This window comes from Streptomyces odonnellii (assembly GCF_000981895.1).
Classification (GTDB): domain Bacteria; phylum Actinomycetota; class Actinomycetes; order Streptomycetales; family Streptomycetaceae; genus Streptomyces; species Streptomyces odonnellii.
The window spans coordinates 1-15,650 of the sequence record NZ_LATD01000117.1 but is presented as its reverse complement, the minus strand read 5'-3'; the positions used below and the strand labels follow the sequence as shown (position 1 = coordinate 15,650).

The 15,650-nt window shown below is 70.1% G+C and carries 12 protein-coding genes; 4 read left to right on the top strand and 8 right to left on the bottom strand.

What is annotated here, in order from left to right:
* The coding region (locus WH07_RS12960) for a helix-turn-helix domain-containing protein (protein ID WP_046499719.1) at positions 1 to 851 on the bottom strand (851 nt) is incomplete at its 3' end.
* A gap of 134 nt (positions 852 to 985) precedes the next feature.
* Complete coding sequence (locus tag WH07_RS12955) at positions 986 to 1,855, bottom strand: oxidoreductase (RefSeq protein ID WP_046499717.1); 870 nt, start codon at positions 1,853 to 1,855, stop codon at positions 986 to 988.
* 178 nt (positions 1,856 to 2,033) lie between these two features.
* Here WH07_RS12955 and WH07_RS12950 point away from each other — a divergent pair, with 178 nt between their 5' ends.
* A complete protein-coding gene (locus WH07_RS12950) occupies positions 2,034 to 2,585 on the top strand; it encodes a hypothetical protein (protein WP_157877331.1) in 552 nt (183 codons plus the stop codon).
* An 11-nt stretch (positions 2,586 to 2,596) separates the two neighbouring features.
* Here WH07_RS12950 and WH07_RS12945 read toward each other — a convergent pair whose 3' ends face one another.
* The 3 genes from WH07_RS12945 to WH07_RS12935 form a co-directional block, all read right to left on the bottom strand.
* Positions 2,597 to 4,339: a SpoIIE family protein phosphatase gene (locus tag WH07_RS12945; RefSeq protein ID WP_079023184.1), complete on the bottom strand. Its 1,743-nt coding sequence runs from the start codon at positions 4,337 to 4,339 to the stop codon at positions 2,597 to 2,599.
* A 504-nt stretch (positions 4,340 to 4,843) separates the two neighbouring features.
* Positions 4,844 to 6,052 carry a site-2 protease family protein gene (locus WH07_RS12940; RefSeq protein WP_079023183.1) on the bottom strand — a complete coding sequence of 403 codons (1,209 nt, stop codon included), beginning with the start codon at positions 6,050 to 6,052 and terminating at the stop codon, positions 4,844 to 4,846.
* 215 nt (positions 6,053 to 6,267) lie between these two features.
* On the bottom strand, positions 6,268 to 7,422 hold the full coding sequence (locus tag WH07_RS12935; RefSeq protein ID WP_052744351.1) for a PP2C family protein-serine/threonine phosphatase: 1,155 nt from the start codon (positions 7,420 to 7,422) through the stop codon (positions 6,268 to 6,270).
* 192 nt (positions 7,423 to 7,614) lie between these two features.
* On the opposite strand from WH07_RS12935, the gene WH07_RS12930 reads away from it, so the two are divergent.
* Positions 7,615 to 8,472 carry a Vgb family protein gene (locus WH07_RS12930; protein ID WP_046499713.1) on the top strand — a complete coding sequence of 286 codons (858 nt, stop codon included), beginning with the start codon at positions 7,615 to 7,617 and terminating at the stop codon, positions 8,470 to 8,472.
* Between the two features lie 125 nt (positions 8,473 to 8,597).
* On the opposite strand, the gene WH07_RS12925 is transcribed toward WH07_RS12930, so the two are convergent.
* Complete coding sequence (locus tag WH07_RS12925; protein ID WP_046499711.1) at positions 8,598 to 11,513, bottom strand: AfsR/SARP family transcriptional regulator; 2,916 nt, start codon at positions 11,511 to 11,513, stop codon at positions 8,598 to 8,600.
* A 108-nt stretch (positions 11,514 to 11,621) separates the two neighbouring features.
* Here WH07_RS12925 and WH07_RS36210 point away from each other — a divergent pair, with 108 nt between their 5' ends.
* Positions 11,622 to 11,882 carry a DUF7134 domain-containing protein gene (locus WH07_RS36210; RefSeq protein ID WP_079023182.1) on the top strand — a complete coding sequence of 87 codons (261 nt, stop codon included), beginning with the start codon at positions 11,622 to 11,624 and terminating at the stop codon, positions 11,880 to 11,882.
* A complete protein-coding gene (locus WH07_RS36205; RefSeq protein WP_079023181.1) occupies positions 11,840 to 13,279 on the top strand; it encodes a CPBP family glutamic-type intramembrane protease in 1,440 nt (479 codons plus the stop codon). The genes WH07_RS36210 and WH07_RS36205 overlap by 43 nt, the downstream gene beginning before the upstream one ends.
* A 196-nt stretch (positions 13,280 to 13,475) precedes the next feature.
* Here WH07_RS36205 and WH07_RS12910 read toward each other — a convergent pair whose 3' ends face one another.
* Positions 13,476 to 14,621 carry a lactonase family protein gene (locus WH07_RS12910; RefSeq protein ID WP_046499709.1) on the bottom strand — a complete coding sequence of 382 codons (1,146 nt, stop codon included), beginning with the start codon at positions 14,619 to 14,621 and terminating at the stop codon, positions 13,476 to 13,478.
* Between the two features lie 207 nt (positions 14,622 to 14,828).
* On the bottom strand, positions 14,829 to 15,650 hold an 822-nt coding region (locus WH07_RS12905), incomplete at its 5' end, for an MFS transporter (RefSeq protein ID WP_046499707.1).

Sequence of the window (15,650 nt, the reverse complement as noted above, 5' to 3'; positions counted from 1 at the left end):
GCCGCCGCGCCGGACGCACCGGCCGTACGGCCGGAAGCGGTCAAGCTGCCCAGTATCGCCAGCAGTTCGGCGTTCCGGCTGCCGGGTTCCGCGTTGAAGACCACCAGGATCAGTCCGTCCGTGCCGCCGATGGTGAGCTTGTTGGACTGGAGGTCCATGTCACCGACCTGTGGGTGGGACAGCCTGCTGGTACGGCCCCTCTTCGGCTGTACGTCATGGCGGCCCCACAGATGCCGGAACCGCTCGCTCCGGACGGACAGCTCCCCCACCAGCGCCACCAGCCGGGGATTGTCGACATCGGGCCCGACGAGGGTGCGCAGGCTCGCGACTCCCTCCGCCGTCGCCTCCTCCCAGTCCCGGCGCAGGGCGCGCTCCGCGGGATCGAGGAAGACGGCCCGCAGGAGATTCACTCCCGGGGCATAGTTCGGGGACAGTGCCGCCGCCAGTGTGTTCACCGCGAGTATGTCCAGGAATTTGTTCTGCACATACGCGGGATTGTCCGGCCAGCCGTCCATGAGCTGGCGGATGCTGAGCGGCACCCGCTCCGGTTTCGGTGCCGTACGGTTCCGGGGCACCGGCTGCGCCAGCCGGCGCAGATGGGCTGCCGCCTCCGCGTCGAGCCGCAGCACACGCGCCAGCGAATCGAGGACCTCCAGCGAGGGCCGCTGATCCCGGCCCTGCTCAAGCCGGAGGTAGTAGTCGGCGCTGATACCGGCCAGCATCGCCACTTCCTCGCGCCGCAGTCCCGGCACCCGCCGCAGACCGCCGCCGGGCAGCCCCACGTCCTCGGGCCGGACCAGGCCGCGCCGGGCACGCAGGTACTCACCGATCCGGTTGTCGCCACTGTCCATGACCGCAACGGTAGCGACCGGAAATGTCCGGTGCCTGGCCCTGTTGTCCCCAGGAACAGATCCGCCGGGAACCCTGGGGAATCTCAGGCAGTCCCCCGGGACCGCCATACCGTGCTTCGCCTACCGTGTGCCGTCTACCGTGCACCGATCGTGTCGAGTTCGGCGATCGCGTCGGCCGGCAGCACCAGATCCGCCGCGGCCACGTTCTCCCGCAGATGGGCGACGGACGAGGTCCCCGGGATCACCACACTGGTCGAGGACCGCTGAAGCAGCCAGGCGAGAGCAGCCTGTTGTGATGACACTCCGAGGCGCGTCGCGACACTCGTGAGTGTGCCGGACTGGAGCGGTGTGAAACCACCGAGCGGGAAGAACGACGCGAAGGCGATGTTCTCCCGCGCACACCGCTCGACCAGGGCGTCGTCCTGCCGGTTGGCGAGGTTGTAGAGGTTCTGCACGGTCACCACGGGCGCGATGCCCTGCGCCTCGGTCAGCTGTGCGTCGGACACCGCGCTGAGACCGAGATGCCTGATCAGCCCCTCCTTCCGCAGCTCCGCCAGAGCGCCGAACTCCGCCGCCAGCGACGTGTCGTCCGTACCGTCGTGCGAACCCATACGGAGGTTCACCACGTCCAGGGCGTCCACACCGAGATGCTGGATGTTCTCGTGGACCTGCGCCCTCAGATCCGCCGGATCGAGCGAGGGCTGCCAGCTTCCGTCCTTCCCGCGGCGCGCGCCCACCTTGGTGACGAGACGGAGGCCGGACGGATACGGGTGCAGCGCCTCCTTGATCAGTTCATTGACGACGACCGGCCCGTAGAAGTCGGCGGTGTCGATGTGGGTGACGCCCAGCTCGACGGCCGTACGCAGCACCGCGACGGCCTCGTCGCGGTCCTTCGGCGGTCCGAAGACATTGGGACCGGCGAGTTGCATCGCGCCGTATCCCATACGGGTGATCGTGAGGCCGTCCGCGAGGGTGAGCGTCCCGCCCGAAATGCTGGTGGCCATGGCCGTACCTTTCCTGCCTGTCGAACGTGTCTGTCGCTCCACCCTGCGCCATGTCCGGCCGTTGTGGCAGTGCCCCGCTGTTCCAGGGAGTATCAGGGACAGGCACCGAGCGGTAGCGCAGATTTCATGGAACGGTTACAGAGCGACTGTTACGGTGATTGTCCTGAGGGGGGTAGATATGACTACCAGTGGGGTTTATTCACGCCGGAAAAGATTCCGGCGGCGGAGAGCCGTCGAGGGCTTCGCCATATTGGCCGGTTTGTTCGGCCTGCTCATCGTGGGCCGTATGGTGCTCACGCCCTGGGACTTTCCCCTGCCGGGCAAGCCGCAGTTGACCGGCTACTGGCAGGGGGAGGTGTCCTATACAGCAGAGGACAAAAGGCGAGTAGTGCTTCGTCTGGTCCGGGACGACAACTGTTCCATGGCCTGCGATGTAACCGGTGAAATCAAAGTCTGTGCAGCCGGGAAGGATACGAGCGGTCGCTTCGCCGGAGATATACACAACTGGAGCAGCAGCCGCTTCACACTCAATCTCTATCTCCCGAAGCGCGATGGCGATATCAATATGCAGACGCTCAACGGCACATGGCAGGGCGACCTGGTCAGAATGAATTCCAAGATCGCCGTCATCGACGCCGACGGCACCTGGAGCTCGGACCACCAGATACCCGATCCGCCGACGTTCGACATGCGCCGCGCCGACGAGGGGGTTTTCCAGGCCGCCTGCTGACGGACCGGCCCCTATCGCCGGGCCGAGTGCCGCTGGAAGCAGGACGCGGTGGCAGAGCCGGGCGGGGCACGGGAGGCCAGGAGAAGGGCTACGTCGTCCTCCTGGCCTTGCCGGTCCTCGATGGAGGCCACGATGTGCTCCGCCAGTTGATCGAGGTCGCCGGGACCGCTGTCGAGGAGTATCTCTATCTGGCGCTCGCCCGCGGCCATATCGGTGTCGTGGAATTCGAGCAGCCCGTCCGTACACAGCAGGAGCGTCTCCCCCGGGCCGAGGTGGAGGTAATGGACGGGGTACGGAACGTCGCCCGGATCGGGCAGATCCGGGGTCAGGCCGAGCGGAAGTCCGAGCGGCGGCCCGCCCTCCACGGTCAGCGCGGCACTTCCGTCCACGGTCCGGATGTGCGGGCTGGGGTGTCCGGCGCGCACGACCTCCGCCTGGCCGGTGGCGGGGCCGAGACTGACATAGACGCAGGTGGCCAGGCGGTCGGTGTTCAGTTCGCGCAGAAAGGTCGAGGCCCGGGACATCAGCGACGACGGCGAGTGTCCCTCGCTCGCGTAGGCGCGCAGCGCCGTCCGTAGCTGCCCCATGACGGCCGCGGCCTCGATGTCATGCCCCTGCACATCACCCACGACAAGGCCGACACGCCCCTCGGGCAGCGGCATCACGTCGTACCAGTCCCCGCCTATCTGATGACCGGCGCGCGCGGGCCGGTACCGCGCGGCGACGCACATGCCCGGGACCGGCTCGATCCTGGCGGGGAGCATGGCCTGCTGGAGGCCGACCGCCATGGCGTGCTCCTCGTCGTAGAGCCGCGCCCGCTGGAGCGACTGGGCGACGGTGGCGGAGAGGGCGATCAGCAGATTCCGTTCCTCGGGCGAGAAACCGCGCTTCTCCTCGTAAAGAATCGCGAGTACGCCGGTGAGCCGGGCCTGTGCCATGAGCGGCAGAACGGCGGACACGGTGAAATCGGTCCCCTTTATGTACGGCCACAGCATCGAGTAATTGAGCCGTATGTTCTCCCGCGTGATGAACAGTGGACTGCATGTCTGGAAAACCTCGGCGATCGGCCGGTCGTCGTCGATCTTGCCGTACTCCATATCACGTACATATTCAAGGGGCATACCGGCGGAGGCGAGTCGGTGCAATCTGTTCTGCTCAAGAACGGTCAGCGATATGCCCACGGCGCCAACCGGGCCCAGAATTTGGTTACTGGTCAGGGCAGCCAGTACGTCTTCTACGCTGAGCGCTTGGGAGAGCGCGGTCGTGGTCGCCTCGACGACGCCCGCCTGATGCCGCCGGTCGGACTCCAGAATGGACTGCTTCTCCGCGTACTGGAGTTCGGCGCGGACGACCCCGACCGCCCGTACGGCGTTTCCGGCTTCGTCGCGCAGCAAGGCCGCCTGCGAGTGGGCCCAGCGGACGGTGCCGTCCGACTGGCGGACACGGAAGTAATTGCCGCAGCCTGTCGAGTCCCGGGGATTCGCGAGAATTTCGGCGGCCCGCGCTCTGATACCGGGCAGCTCTTCGGGCATGATCCGCTCATAGAGCGTTGATATCCGCTCGTCGAATTCATCGGGCCTCAGGTCGAATATCGCGAGTGCGCTCGGGTCGAGCACGACTCGCGCGGAGGGAAGATCCCACACGAACCCGCCGATGCCGTTCAGTTCCATCGCTCTGGACAGCTCTGCCCGCAGTTCGTCTCCGAGCGGATCGGATGACGCACCGCGCGACATCGGACGGTTACTTTGTGTCATGCGGCCTCCTGATGCTCAAGTGTAATCCGGGGCGGACAAATGCCCGGAGGACAGCGTTTCCGCTGGTCGGCCGGGTGAGCGGCCCGGGAAACGCCGACGGGCCGGGCAGGCATGAATACCGACCCGGCCCGACAGAGAGTGGACAGGGCCCGGAGCCCAGGCCCCGGGCCTGGGCTCCGGGCCCTGTCTAGCCGAGTGCGAGCGCCTTGACGCCCGAAGATGACCGCGGGCCGGTTGCCGAGGTCCGTCGGCGTGGGCCGGGCCCGGTACGAGCATCAGCGCGGCGGCACTGACGGCGGCGGCGAGCCACCCGCTGGCAGATCCCTTCGGCGCACGATCGTCCCCTTTCTCCGATGGCTCCCTCCCACGAGGAGCAGAGCCAGCAGAGCACGGTCCCGCGCTGGTCAGCCATGAGTTGTGCGCGTGGGTCACCCCAAGGTGTGGGCCCGTACTCCAGTGCCTGGCACAACACACCGAGGACCGGCACCGGCAGAATCCGTCGGCTTATCGGCGCTGCCCCCAGCCGCCCCAACCGCCGCGGTCGCCCTTGCCACCCCGGCCGTCCCGGTCCCCCCGGTCCACCTGGTGTCGCTTCGCGGCGATCAGCCAGGACACCGTACGGCCGATGTCGGACGAGGAGATGATGCCGAGGACGCGATGGCGGTCCAGTACCAGGACCCGGTTGTCCGCGCCCGCGCTCATACGGGGCAGCAGGTCCGCCAGCGGGTCGTCCGGTGCCGCGGTGGTGACCTCCGCCAGGGGCAGCATCACGTCACCCACGGTCAGGGACTCGCGTTTGTCCTCCGGGGTGTGCCGGGCCCGGTCCAGGGTGATCAGTCCCGCCGCGTCGCCCAGCTCGCCGGTCACCGGGAACGCCGAGTACCGGTAGCGGTACCGGGGGTCGGCGAGGAACGCCGCGACGGTCAGCCCGGCCTGCGCGGTGACGGGATCCGGTGTCATGGCATGTCGTACCGGAACACCGGCGAGCACACTCCGCATCTGCGCCTCCCGGCCCTCGGCGGTCGCGGCCGCGATCAGGAACCAGCCGATCAGAGCGAGCCACAGCCCCTCGAAGGTACGGGTCGCGATGAACAGGACGAATCCGGCCACCACCAGCAGCCAGCCGAAGACCCGCCCGGCCGCGGTGGCCCCGGCCGTCGCCCGCAGCCGGTCACCCGTACGCCACCACAGCAGGGCCCGCAGCAGCCGCCCGCCGTCGAGCGGGGCGGCGGGGATGGCGTTGAACACGGCGAGCAGAACATTGATGGCCGCCAGCCAGGCCGCCGCCTCCACGATCAGCCGGGGCACGTCCCCGAGCAGGAACAGCCAGGTGCACAGGGTGAACAGCCCGCCGAGGATCAGGCTCACCAGCGGGCCGACACCGGCGATCCGGAGTTCGGCGCCGGGATCCTGCGCCTCCGACCTCAGACGGGCCACACCGCCGAGGAGCCAGAGGACGATGTCGTCGACCTGGACCCCGTTGCGCCGGGCGACGACGGCATGGGCGAGTTCATGAGCGAGGAGCGAGGCGAAGAACAGCACGGAGGTGACCAGCCCCGCGATCCAGTACAGCCCCACGGCGTGGCCCGGGTAGACCAGCGGGAAACGCCCCTGCGCCAGACCCACCAGGATGAGTACGAAGATGACCAGGACGCTCCAGTGGACCCCGATCCGGACCCCGGCGATCCGTCCCAGCGAGAATGTCGCCCGCACCGCCTTCTCCCTCCCGGTCCCGGCCGGGCCGTACGCACGGCCCCGGCATCCGGAAGCTGTCCCCGAAGCCCCGGCCGGCACTGTCGCAACCGGTCAGCACTGTCCCAACCAGTCAACGACGCCGGACTTCGAGCCGCCACTCCAGCGGCTGGTGGAGTCGGCGGACGCCCGGCGCAGCGCCCTGACGGCCAGCGCCCGGCGCAGCGCCTGACCACTCAGCGGCGCGGATGGTGGGTCGTGATGTGCGGCATGTGGGAGTGCTGGGCGGGGATGCGCTCGATGACCAGGAGCACCGCGTCGTCGGCGGGGTGCCGGCCGATATGGGTGAGCAGATCGCGGTGGATGTGGCGCAGCAGTGTCTCGGGGCTCGACGGCGGGAACGCGGCGACCCGCTCGGCCAGCGGGTAGAACGCTCCGGCCGGTGAGCGAGCCTCGACGACGCCGTCGGTGTAGAGCAGGAGGGTGTCGCCGGTTTCGAGACTGAACGGTTCGGTACGGTGATCGGGCCCGGGCGGCTCGCACACCCCGAGCGGCGGCGCGGGACTGGGTGAGTGCAGGACCGTGACGTCGCGGCCGTGCACCAGGAGCGGCGGTGGATGGCCGCAGTTGACCATCCGGGCCTCCGGGCCCTGGTCGGGTATGTCGAGGACGAGCGCGGTGGTGAAGTGCTCGCCGGCGTCCTCGTCGGTCTCCGCGGTCTCCGCCAGGCAGCGGTTGACACTGCCTTCGAGGGCCGCCGCGAGTTCGAGCAGGGTGGCGCAGCGGTGGGCGCCTTCCCGGAACGCGCCCAGCACCACGGACGCCTCGCCGATGGATGCCAGCCCCTTGCCCCGTACATCCCCGATCACCACCCGCGTGCCCGCCTGGGAGGCGCGGGCGACCGCGAACAGATCGCCGCCGATCCGGGTCTCGTCCTCGGCGGCCAGATACAGCCAGGCCACCCGCAGCGGCCCGATCCGCCGCGGCGGAGGCCGCAGCAGTACGCGCTGTGCCGCGTCCGCGACCGACCGTACGCGAATGAGCTCGCGGTCGCGCCGCGCCCGTACCAGCGAGAAGAAGACCACCAGAGTGGAGAGCACGGTCAGCGCCGTGATCTGCGCGAGGTGATTGGTCGTGGTGAGCCCGCCGTGGAAGATGGCGATGAACACCTGCGCCGCCACCGTCAGCACCCCGATCAGCGCGGTCAGCCACGGCCCGGCGAACGAAGCGGCGAGGGCGGGCGCGATGACCAGGAACGGGCCGAGGTGGACATCGGTCGGCGAGTGGATGTCCACCGCGGTGATCACCACGATCAGCACGAGCGGGATGGCCACCAGCCCGCGCCCCGATGGCTCCACAAGGCGGTCCGCCCACCAGCGCCCGGCATGCATAATTCCCCTTTCTACCATCTTCTCGGCAATACGTATGTTTTCCGGGCACAAATAATTCGGACAGGGCGCCTTCCAGCCAGGTTTTGTTGCGCGTTGAACGAGTGATGGCTGTGCTCCGTACCGACAAGTGGCCGGGCCCTCAACCGAACCGGGCCGGGCCGGACTTGTCCGTACACGAATGGAGAACTCGCCGTGACTTCTGCCGCCTCCTGGCGCACCCGGACCGCAGCCGTACTCCTGACGGCGCTGACCGCCACGGGCTTGGCGACGACATCCGCCCCGGCGGCCGCCGCCCCCGTCGTCACCTGCCCTTCGTCCTCCTGCACCGCCCTGCTGACCGGCCTCGGCGAGCCCGTGGACGCCGCGTACGACACGGACGACAACGCCTATCTGACGTACCAGAACGGCGACTTGCGCAAGGTGAACCTGGTGACGGGCGCGCGCTCCACCGTCGCCCAGGGGCTGGGCAATCTGCGCGGCATCGCCATCGACGGCACCGGCGGCGCGTACGTCGGGGACTTCGACGGCAATCTGCGCAAGGTCGATCTCGCCACCGGACAGCACCGCCTCCTCGCCTCCGGACTTGGCGCGCTGCACGGCATCGTCCACAGCGGCACCACCACCTACGCGACCGGTGGCAGCGGCAAGCTGTACGAGCTGAAGGACGGCGGTACGGTACGTGTCGTCGCGTCCGGCCTCGGACTGTCCCAGGGCATCGCGCTGGACGGACGCGGCAGGGCGTACACCGCCGACATGTTCACGGGCCGGATCCTGCGGACGGATCTCGCCACCGGCACGACGAGAACCCTCGCCACCCAGTTCTACGAGCCCACGTCCATCTCCGTGGCGGCGGACAACCATGTCTACTTCGCGGTCGGCAACGAGGTCACGCGGCTCGATCCGGACACGGGCGTGGGCACACCCGTGGCCAGCATCCGCGGCCTCAACTTCCTTGCCTTCAAGCTCGACCGGAACGGCAACGCCTACACCACCCAGGTGACCGGGACGGGCTCGCTCTGGAAGATCACGAACCTGGTCCCGCGGTCCTGACCCCTGCTGCCGCGGGCCGGCTGTCCGGGCACCGCCCATGAGGCGCGCACCTCATGGGCGGTGCCCGGCAACCGCGCTTCCTACCCCTGAAGACCGCTCGGCATGGGGCGCTCAGCGCGGTGCCCTCAGCGCGGTGCGCGGGACAGCTTGTCCTGGAGACGGCGGGCGTCCTCCGCGCGGTGTTGTGCGTGGTAGAGCGTGACCGCCCGCTGCCAGTTGTGACGGGCCTCGTCGGGCTCGCCCAGGGCGAGATGGACGTCACCCAGGTTGGCGAGGGTGTTGGCCTCCTCGTAGAGGTTGCCGAGGTCATGGAAGAGGGTGTGCGCGCGGCGGTAGTAGGCGAGTGCCTCCTCGTGCCGGGTCGCCGCGTGGGCGATGAAGCCCAGGCTGTCCAGAGTGCAGGCCTCCCCGTCCCGGAAGCCGTGGCGCCCCTGGATCTCCAGGCCCTCCTCGCAGTGGGCCAGGGCCTGTTCGTACTCGCCGAGGCGCGCCTCGTACCAGCCGACCGCGTTGAGCGCGTTCGCCGTCGCCACCGGGTCGTGGCCCAGGCGCTGGAGCCGCAGTGTGTGCCGGACATGGGCCAGGGCCTGCCGGTCGTCGCCCTGTCTGGCCCAAGCCCAGGCGAAGACGTCGTGGATACGCGCCTGTTCGGCGAGGTCACCGGCCTCCTCGGCCGCGGCGAGGGCCGACTCCCCGTGGCGGAGCGCGTCGTCGTGGTGGCCGAGCCGGGCCCGGGCATGGGCCAGCCGGCGGTGTGCCCAGGCGCGGACGCCGGCCTCCCCGTGGCGTTCGGCGGACGCCAGCCCCGTACGCCACAGGGCCACCAGATCGTCGAGCCGCCCCTGCCGCCAGAGGAAACCGTCCAGCACCCGGGCGAACTGCCATACCAGGACGTCCCACCCGTTGCGTTCGGCCAGCCGCTGTGCGGCGACCAGGCAGGTGTGCTCGGCGCGGAACCACGCCATGACCGCGCTCTGGTCGGTCATCGGCTGCGGAATCACACCGTCCAGGGGCGGTTCGAGTTCCATGTGGTGATGCCGGAGCGGGCTGAGGACCCGGTGACCGGCGTAGGCGGTGTGCAGGTAGAAGTCCATGACACGCCGCAGCGCCCGTGCACGGGACTCCTCCTGCTGGTCCAGGGCGGCGCGCTCGGCGGCGTACAGGCGGATCAGGTCGTGCATGCGGTACCGGCCGGGCACGGGCTGCTGCACCAGATGGACCGTCTCCAGCTCCCGCAGGGCCGCCCGGGCCGCGGTCGCGGAACGGCTGAGCAGACTTCCGGCGGCGGGCAGACCGATCTCCGGGCCCGGCGCAGCGGCTCCGAGGAGACGGAAGACCTCCGCTGCGCCGTCGCTGAGTGCGCGGTACGACACATGGCAGACCGCCCGTACGTTCGCCGACAGATCCCCCGCGTCCAGCGCGTCCAGCCGCGCCGACTCGTCGTGGAGTTCCGCCGCAAGCGCGGCCAGCGGGAAACCGGCCCCGGCGGCGGCACGGGCTCCCACGACGCTGAGGGCCAGGGGCAGTCCTGTGCAGTGCTCCAGTACGGCGGTGACGGCCTCGGGTTCGGCGGCCAGCCGGTCCTCGCCCAGGTGCCGGCCCAGCAGTTCCCGGGACTCGGAGACGGAGAGCACGTCCAGCGGCAGAAGGTGCGCCCCCTGGGTGACGGCGAGCCCGGTCAGCCTGCGCCGGCTGGTGACCAGGACCGCGCAGCCGGCACCGCCCGGCAGCAGCGCGGCCACCTGTGCGGCGTCCACGGCGTTGTCCAGGACGATCAGCATGCGCCGGTCGGCGACCAGGCTGCGGTAGAGCCCCGCCAGCGCCTCCTGGTCCACCGGTATCGAGCCGGGGGCCACACCGAGCGCGTCGAGGAACACACGGATCGCGGTGGCGGACGCCAGCGGCTCTTCGGAGGGGTCGAAACCACGGAGGTCGGCATAGAGCTGCCCGTCCGGGAAGCGGTCGGTGTTCTGGTGTGCCCAGTGCACGGCCAGCGATGTCTTGCCGATGCCACCGCTGCCGCTGACGGCGCATACGGACACCGCGGCACCGGGCCGTCCTGTCGGTCTCAGGACCTTGTCGAGTTCGGCGAGTTCACGCTGACGCCCGGTGAACCACCGTGAGACGGACGGCAGTTGGCGTGGCACGGTACGGTACGGTGGGGACGGGGCGCCCGAGGTGGGTGCGGAGGCGGGGGCCGCCGCGGCAGGGGCCACCGCGGCAGGGGCCGTCGTACCTGTCACGGCGAGTGCCGCGTCGGGCGCCGTGCCGGGCGCCGCGATGTCCGGGTCGTTGACGAGGACCCGCTGATGCAGTCTCCGCAGCTCGTCGCTCGGGTCGCTCCCCAACTCCTCGGCCAGCGCGCGCCGTACCTGCTCGAAACAGCGCAGGGCGTCCGCCGCCCGCCCGCTCCGGTAAAGCGCCAGCATCAACTGGCCGGCCAGCCGCTCGTCCAGTGGATGCGTGTCATGGCAGGCGGCGAGCTCGGGCAGCAGCGCGGCATGGTGCCCGCGGCGCAACTGGACGTCGTTGCGGTCCAGTCGGCAGGCGTGCCTCTCCCCGAGCAGCGACTCCCGCAGCGAGTTGAACCAGGGCGTGTCCACCCCGGCGAACGGCTCACCGCGCCAGAGCCCGAGCGCCCTCTCGAACAGGGCCGCCGCGCGGGGATCGTCCGTCGCTCCGGCCTGCCCTGCCAGATCCCTGAAGAGATGTACGTCCACCGTCACCGTGCCCGGGTCGGCGAGCAGGGCGTACCCGGCGGGCCGCCGCGCGATGGACACACCGGTTTCCGCGGACGCCTCGTCCGCGATCGTGTCCAGCGCCTGCCGCAGCCGGGACACATAGCTGTAGAGCGTCGGCTTGGCGCGCTGCGGCGGACGGAGTCCCCAGACCCGGTCGACCAGCACCTCCACCGGCACCGTGCGGTTGATGTCCACCACCAGCGCCGCGAACACACTGCGCTGCCGGGCCGGGCCCAGGTCCACGGCGGCGCCGTCGCTCCGCGCCTGTATCTCCCCGAGCACACCGAACCCGATCGTCACGGCTCCCCCACTCCTCGCCGGTCGTGCCGCCCAAGTCTCGCCACGCACCGTTCATCTGCCAATTCAAGATCCGGACAAGGTTCTTCCGTTCTTCGCTGTTCTGCGCGGGTGCTGGACGCAGGGGCGTGGCTGAGAACGGGCTTCCTGTCGGAGCGGTGGACCCGGGGGAGGGACGCCGTGCTCGCCGGGGCGCTGGTCACGTTCTCCTTCGTACCCGGGGCCGCCCACCAGGGCGTCGACCTGGCCGAGTTGCCGGACTGCCCACTGGACGGGCCGGGCGTCCTCCTGCTGCTGGTGCAGAGTGTGCCGCTGGTGGTGCGGCGGCGATGGCCGGCGGTCTGTCTGGCGGTGTGTGCGGCGGCTTCGTAACGTTCCAGCTCCTGCGCTACCCCACGGCCTTCGGTTCGCTCGGTGTGCTCGTGGCCCTGTACGCCGCGGGCACCCACCTCGTACGGGGCCGGACCGCCGTCGCGGCGGCGGCGACCGGCGCGTACGTAGCCTTCGCGGTGGCCCTGCACAACGCGGGATCACCGGAACGGTTCGAGGAGTTCGTGACCTTCTGGCTGGTTCTCGCGTTGTGCTGGGCCGTGGGCGCCGGGGTACGTACGCGGGCCGTGAGAGAGGCCGAGCGGCGCCGGCGGGCGGAAGAAGCGGTCGTCGCGGCCGAACGTGCCCGGATCGCACGCGAGTTGCATGATGTGGTCACCCACCATGTGACGGCGATGGTGGTGCAGGCCGACGCGGCGGGGTATCTGACCGGGCAGGACGACAAGGTCGCGGCCGGTCCGTCGGCCATCAGCGATACGGGCCGGCTCGCGCTCGGCGATCTGCGCTGTCTGCTGGGAGCGCTGGACGGCACCGACGACACGGAACACTCCCGACGGGGACCGGCGGTCGGCGAACTGCCCGAACTGGTGGCGCGGTCGCGGGCGGCGGGACATCCGGTGGAGCTGGTCGAGCAGGGCGAGCCGCGGCCGATGACGAGCGCCGCGGAGACGGCCGCCTACCGGGTCGTCCAGGAGTCCCTGACCAACGCGCTCAAGCACGCGGCGGGCGAGCGCACGGTCGTTCATGTCCGCCACGGCGAGGCATGGATGGACCTGGAGATCACCACGGACGGCACCGCGCTCCACGAGCTGCGCGCGGCGGACGCGCGCGCCGGACTGGTACGCGGCGCGGGCGGGGGTGTGCTGCTGTTCACGGTGACGATCGGCGTCATCGGGCTGTTCGGCGGATACCGGACGGCGGGCTGGGGCTCGTTCGTCGGCTTCCTCGCGGTGCTGGGCCTGATGTGCGCGGTCGCGGTCACCGAGGAGCTGCTGTTCCGGGGCGTGCTCTTCCGTATCGTCGAGGAACTCGCCGGTACCTGGGGGGCGTTGGCGGTCAGCGCCGGGCTGTTCAGTCTTCTGAATCTGATCAACCCGAACGCGACGTTCCGGGGCGGGCTGGCGACCGCCGTCGAGGCGGGCCTGATGTTCGGCGCGGCGTACGCCGCCACCCGGAGCCTGTGGGTGCCCATCGGCCTGCACCTGGGCTGGAACACCGCCGAGCTGGGAATCTTCGGCACCACCGTCTCCGGCAACGACGACACCCTGGTGGGTCCGGTGCACTCGACGACGTCCGGCCCGAGCGCGCTCACCGGCGGCGCCTTCGGCCCCGAGGCGAGCATCGTCGCCGTCCTCGTCTGCGCCGTACCCACCGTCCTCTTCCTGCGCGCGGCCCGCCGCGAAGGACGCATACTCCCCCGCGCCGCGAAGCGCGCCTGACGCGCGGGGGCCGCCCGGCGCCAGAGACGTTCGACGGTACGGGTCCGCTTTCGACGGTACGGTCCGGCGTCGAGCGGGATGCCGCTACTGGGGCGGAGGCGGCCACCGGGACACGGCCGACGTATGACAGGGCCGTGGCACCGGGGGCCGGTGCCACGGCCCTGTGATCTCACATGCGGCCAGGCTCGGTCACGGTCTAGAGGACGACGATGCCCTCCCCGCCGACCGCGTCCGGTACCGGGGTCGTGCTGATCTTGGTGAGGGAGCCGTCGTCGTTGATGCGGAAGCCGTCGACCGCCCCCACGCCTCCTGTCTGTACATACAGGAAGTGGTTGTCGGGTGTGACGGCGCTGTCGACGGTGCCGGTTCCGGTGGGCGTGTTGCCGAGCGCTCTGAGCTGCGCTCTACGGATCTGCTGGAAGCCGGAGAGGGTGTTGCTCCCCGCGTTCGATACGTAGAACCTGTTCCCGGCGCGAACCACCCAGCAGCTCGCCTGCTGGCCGGTGAGGATGTCGTCGAGAAGTGTGACGTCACTGTCCTTCTCGATACGGAAGGTCAGTACGGCGTTGGGGCCCGCGTCGGCGACAACGAGGCGATCGCGCCGGTCGAAGGTCAGCCCGAAGGGGGCCGAACCGCTCTTGCTGCTGACGACGGGCCGGGGCGCGGGAGCGCCGGAAGGGGCGAGGGGGAAGACCACGATGCTGTTGCCGCCCATCTTGGTGGTGACGACGAGCCGCGATCCGTCGGGGGTGAAGGCGATCTGGCCGGGGGTGTGGAGGAATTCCGGTGCGGCCGCGGTGTTCAGCCGCAGAGCGCGATTCCACTCCGGAACACGCCGCAGCCCCTCCTCGGTGAGCCGATAGCCCTGGATGGATCCGCCCTTGCGCGCGTTGAGCACGTACACCCGGTCCTCGTGCACCGTGACGCTGACGGGGAACGTACCGCCGGAGAAGATGACCTGCTTACGGTGCAGCCGCTCGCCGTCCACCGAGAACACGGTGACCGTGTTGCTGCCCGCGTTGACCGCGTACAGCAGGTTGTGGCGGGAGTCGTACGTCAGGGACCCCTGCGAGGCAAGGTGGTCGACGACGGAGCCTTCGAGGATCCCGCCCTTGCCCTCGGTGGCGAACACGCCCCGCTTGTGCAGGGTGCCGTCCTCGGCACGGTGGTAGGCGACGATCTTGTTTCCACTGATGCTGTCGGTCTGGACGAAGACACGGCCCCGGTGTTCTCCGGAGTGCCGCTCCGAGTCGGCGGAGGCGGGAATCGTGAGCGCGGCCATGGCGACGGTGACCGCCGTCGCGATCCTGGCGATACGGATAAACGTTTTTGCACGCCTCATCGGCGTTCTCCTTCAGACAGAGACGGGTTCGGGTGGTGAGACCCTGCCTGGGCGAATCCGGCCAGGGGCAGCGTCCGCCGTCATGATCGAGTACCTGAAGGGCGGGGTGACGGACCGACCGGGGGTCGTTCCCTCGGGCGAGTGAGCGGCACGGTGTCGTACGGCGGCACGGTGTCGTACGGCCGCGTGCCGTCCGGCGCGTGATCGTCAGGAGGCGTGGCCGGCGTCCGCAGTCTCGCGAGCCGCCGGTACGGCGAGGGAGCGGTCGGCGACGGTGAGGACGAGGAGGACGGCCGCGGCGGCAAGCATGAAGACGGCGAGACCGTGCAGGCCCGCGGTGGTGGCGCGCCGGCCGAAGAAGGCGCCGGTCGCGGACGAGGAGACCATCGCGCCGAGGTACATGAAGGTGCGCAGCAGGCCGGCGGACGCGCCCATGCGTGCGGGATCCGCCTGGTGGTAGAGCGCGTTCTGGTTGGCGAGGCCGATCAGTCCCTGGGGCAGACCCAGGAGGGCGGTGACGGCGACGAGGATCCAGACCGCCGTGTGGTCGCCGAGGGCGAGAAGCAGGGCGCATGCGGCGAGTTGGACGGCGGCGCCGACGACCAGCTTGCCGAGCACCGCAGCCCTGCGCCCGGTGAGCGCCGACACGACGATGCCGACGGCAAAGGTCGGCAGCAGGACCAGTCCGGCGGCGGAGGCGCTCAGGCCTCTGCCGTCCTCCAGCCACTGGGTGAAGCCGTAGATGAAGGAGTACGAGACGGTGTACGCCACGAGGGTGCGGGCGTAGGTGGCGAGCAGCGGGACATTGCCGGCGAAGACACGCACGTCGATGAACGGGTCGGCGGCGCGCAGCTCGCGGAGGGCGAACCCGGCAGCGGCCGGCACGGTGACGGCGAGAAGCCACACCCGGTCGAGGCGTGTGTCCATGAGGAACAGCAGCAGCGAGACCAGGGTGGCGGTGAACAGGAGGATGCCGGCCGCGTCGATACGCGCGCGGGCCGCGGGAGTGCCGGGAGTACGGGCGGGGGC

Bases quoted from the DNA above. Each gene is read 5' to 3' on its own strand.
- WH07_RS12955 (WP_046499717.1), bottom strand. From the start codon at position 1,855: ATGGCCACCAGCATTTCGGGCGGGACGCTCACCCTCGCGGACGGCCTC.
- WH07_RS12950 (WP_157877331.1), top strand. From the start codon at position 2,034: ATGACTACCAGTGGGGTTTATTCACGCCGGAAAAGATTCCGGCGGCGG.
- WH07_RS12945 (WP_079023184.1), bottom strand. From the start codon at position 4,339: ATGACACAAAGTAACCGTCCGATGTCGCGCGGTGCGTCATCCGATCCG.
- WH07_RS12935 (WP_052744351.1), bottom strand. From the start codon at position 7,422: ATGCATGCCGGGCGCTGGTGGGCGGACCGCCTTGTGGAGCCATCGGGG.
- WH07_RS36205 (WP_079023181.1), top strand. From the start codon at position 11,840: ATGGCCGGCGGTCTGTCTGGCGGTGTGTGCGGCGGCTTCGTAACGTTC.
- WH07_RS12910 (WP_046499709.1), bottom strand. From the start codon at position 14,621: ATGAGGCGTGCAAAAACGTTTATCCGTATCGCCAGGATCGCGACGGCG.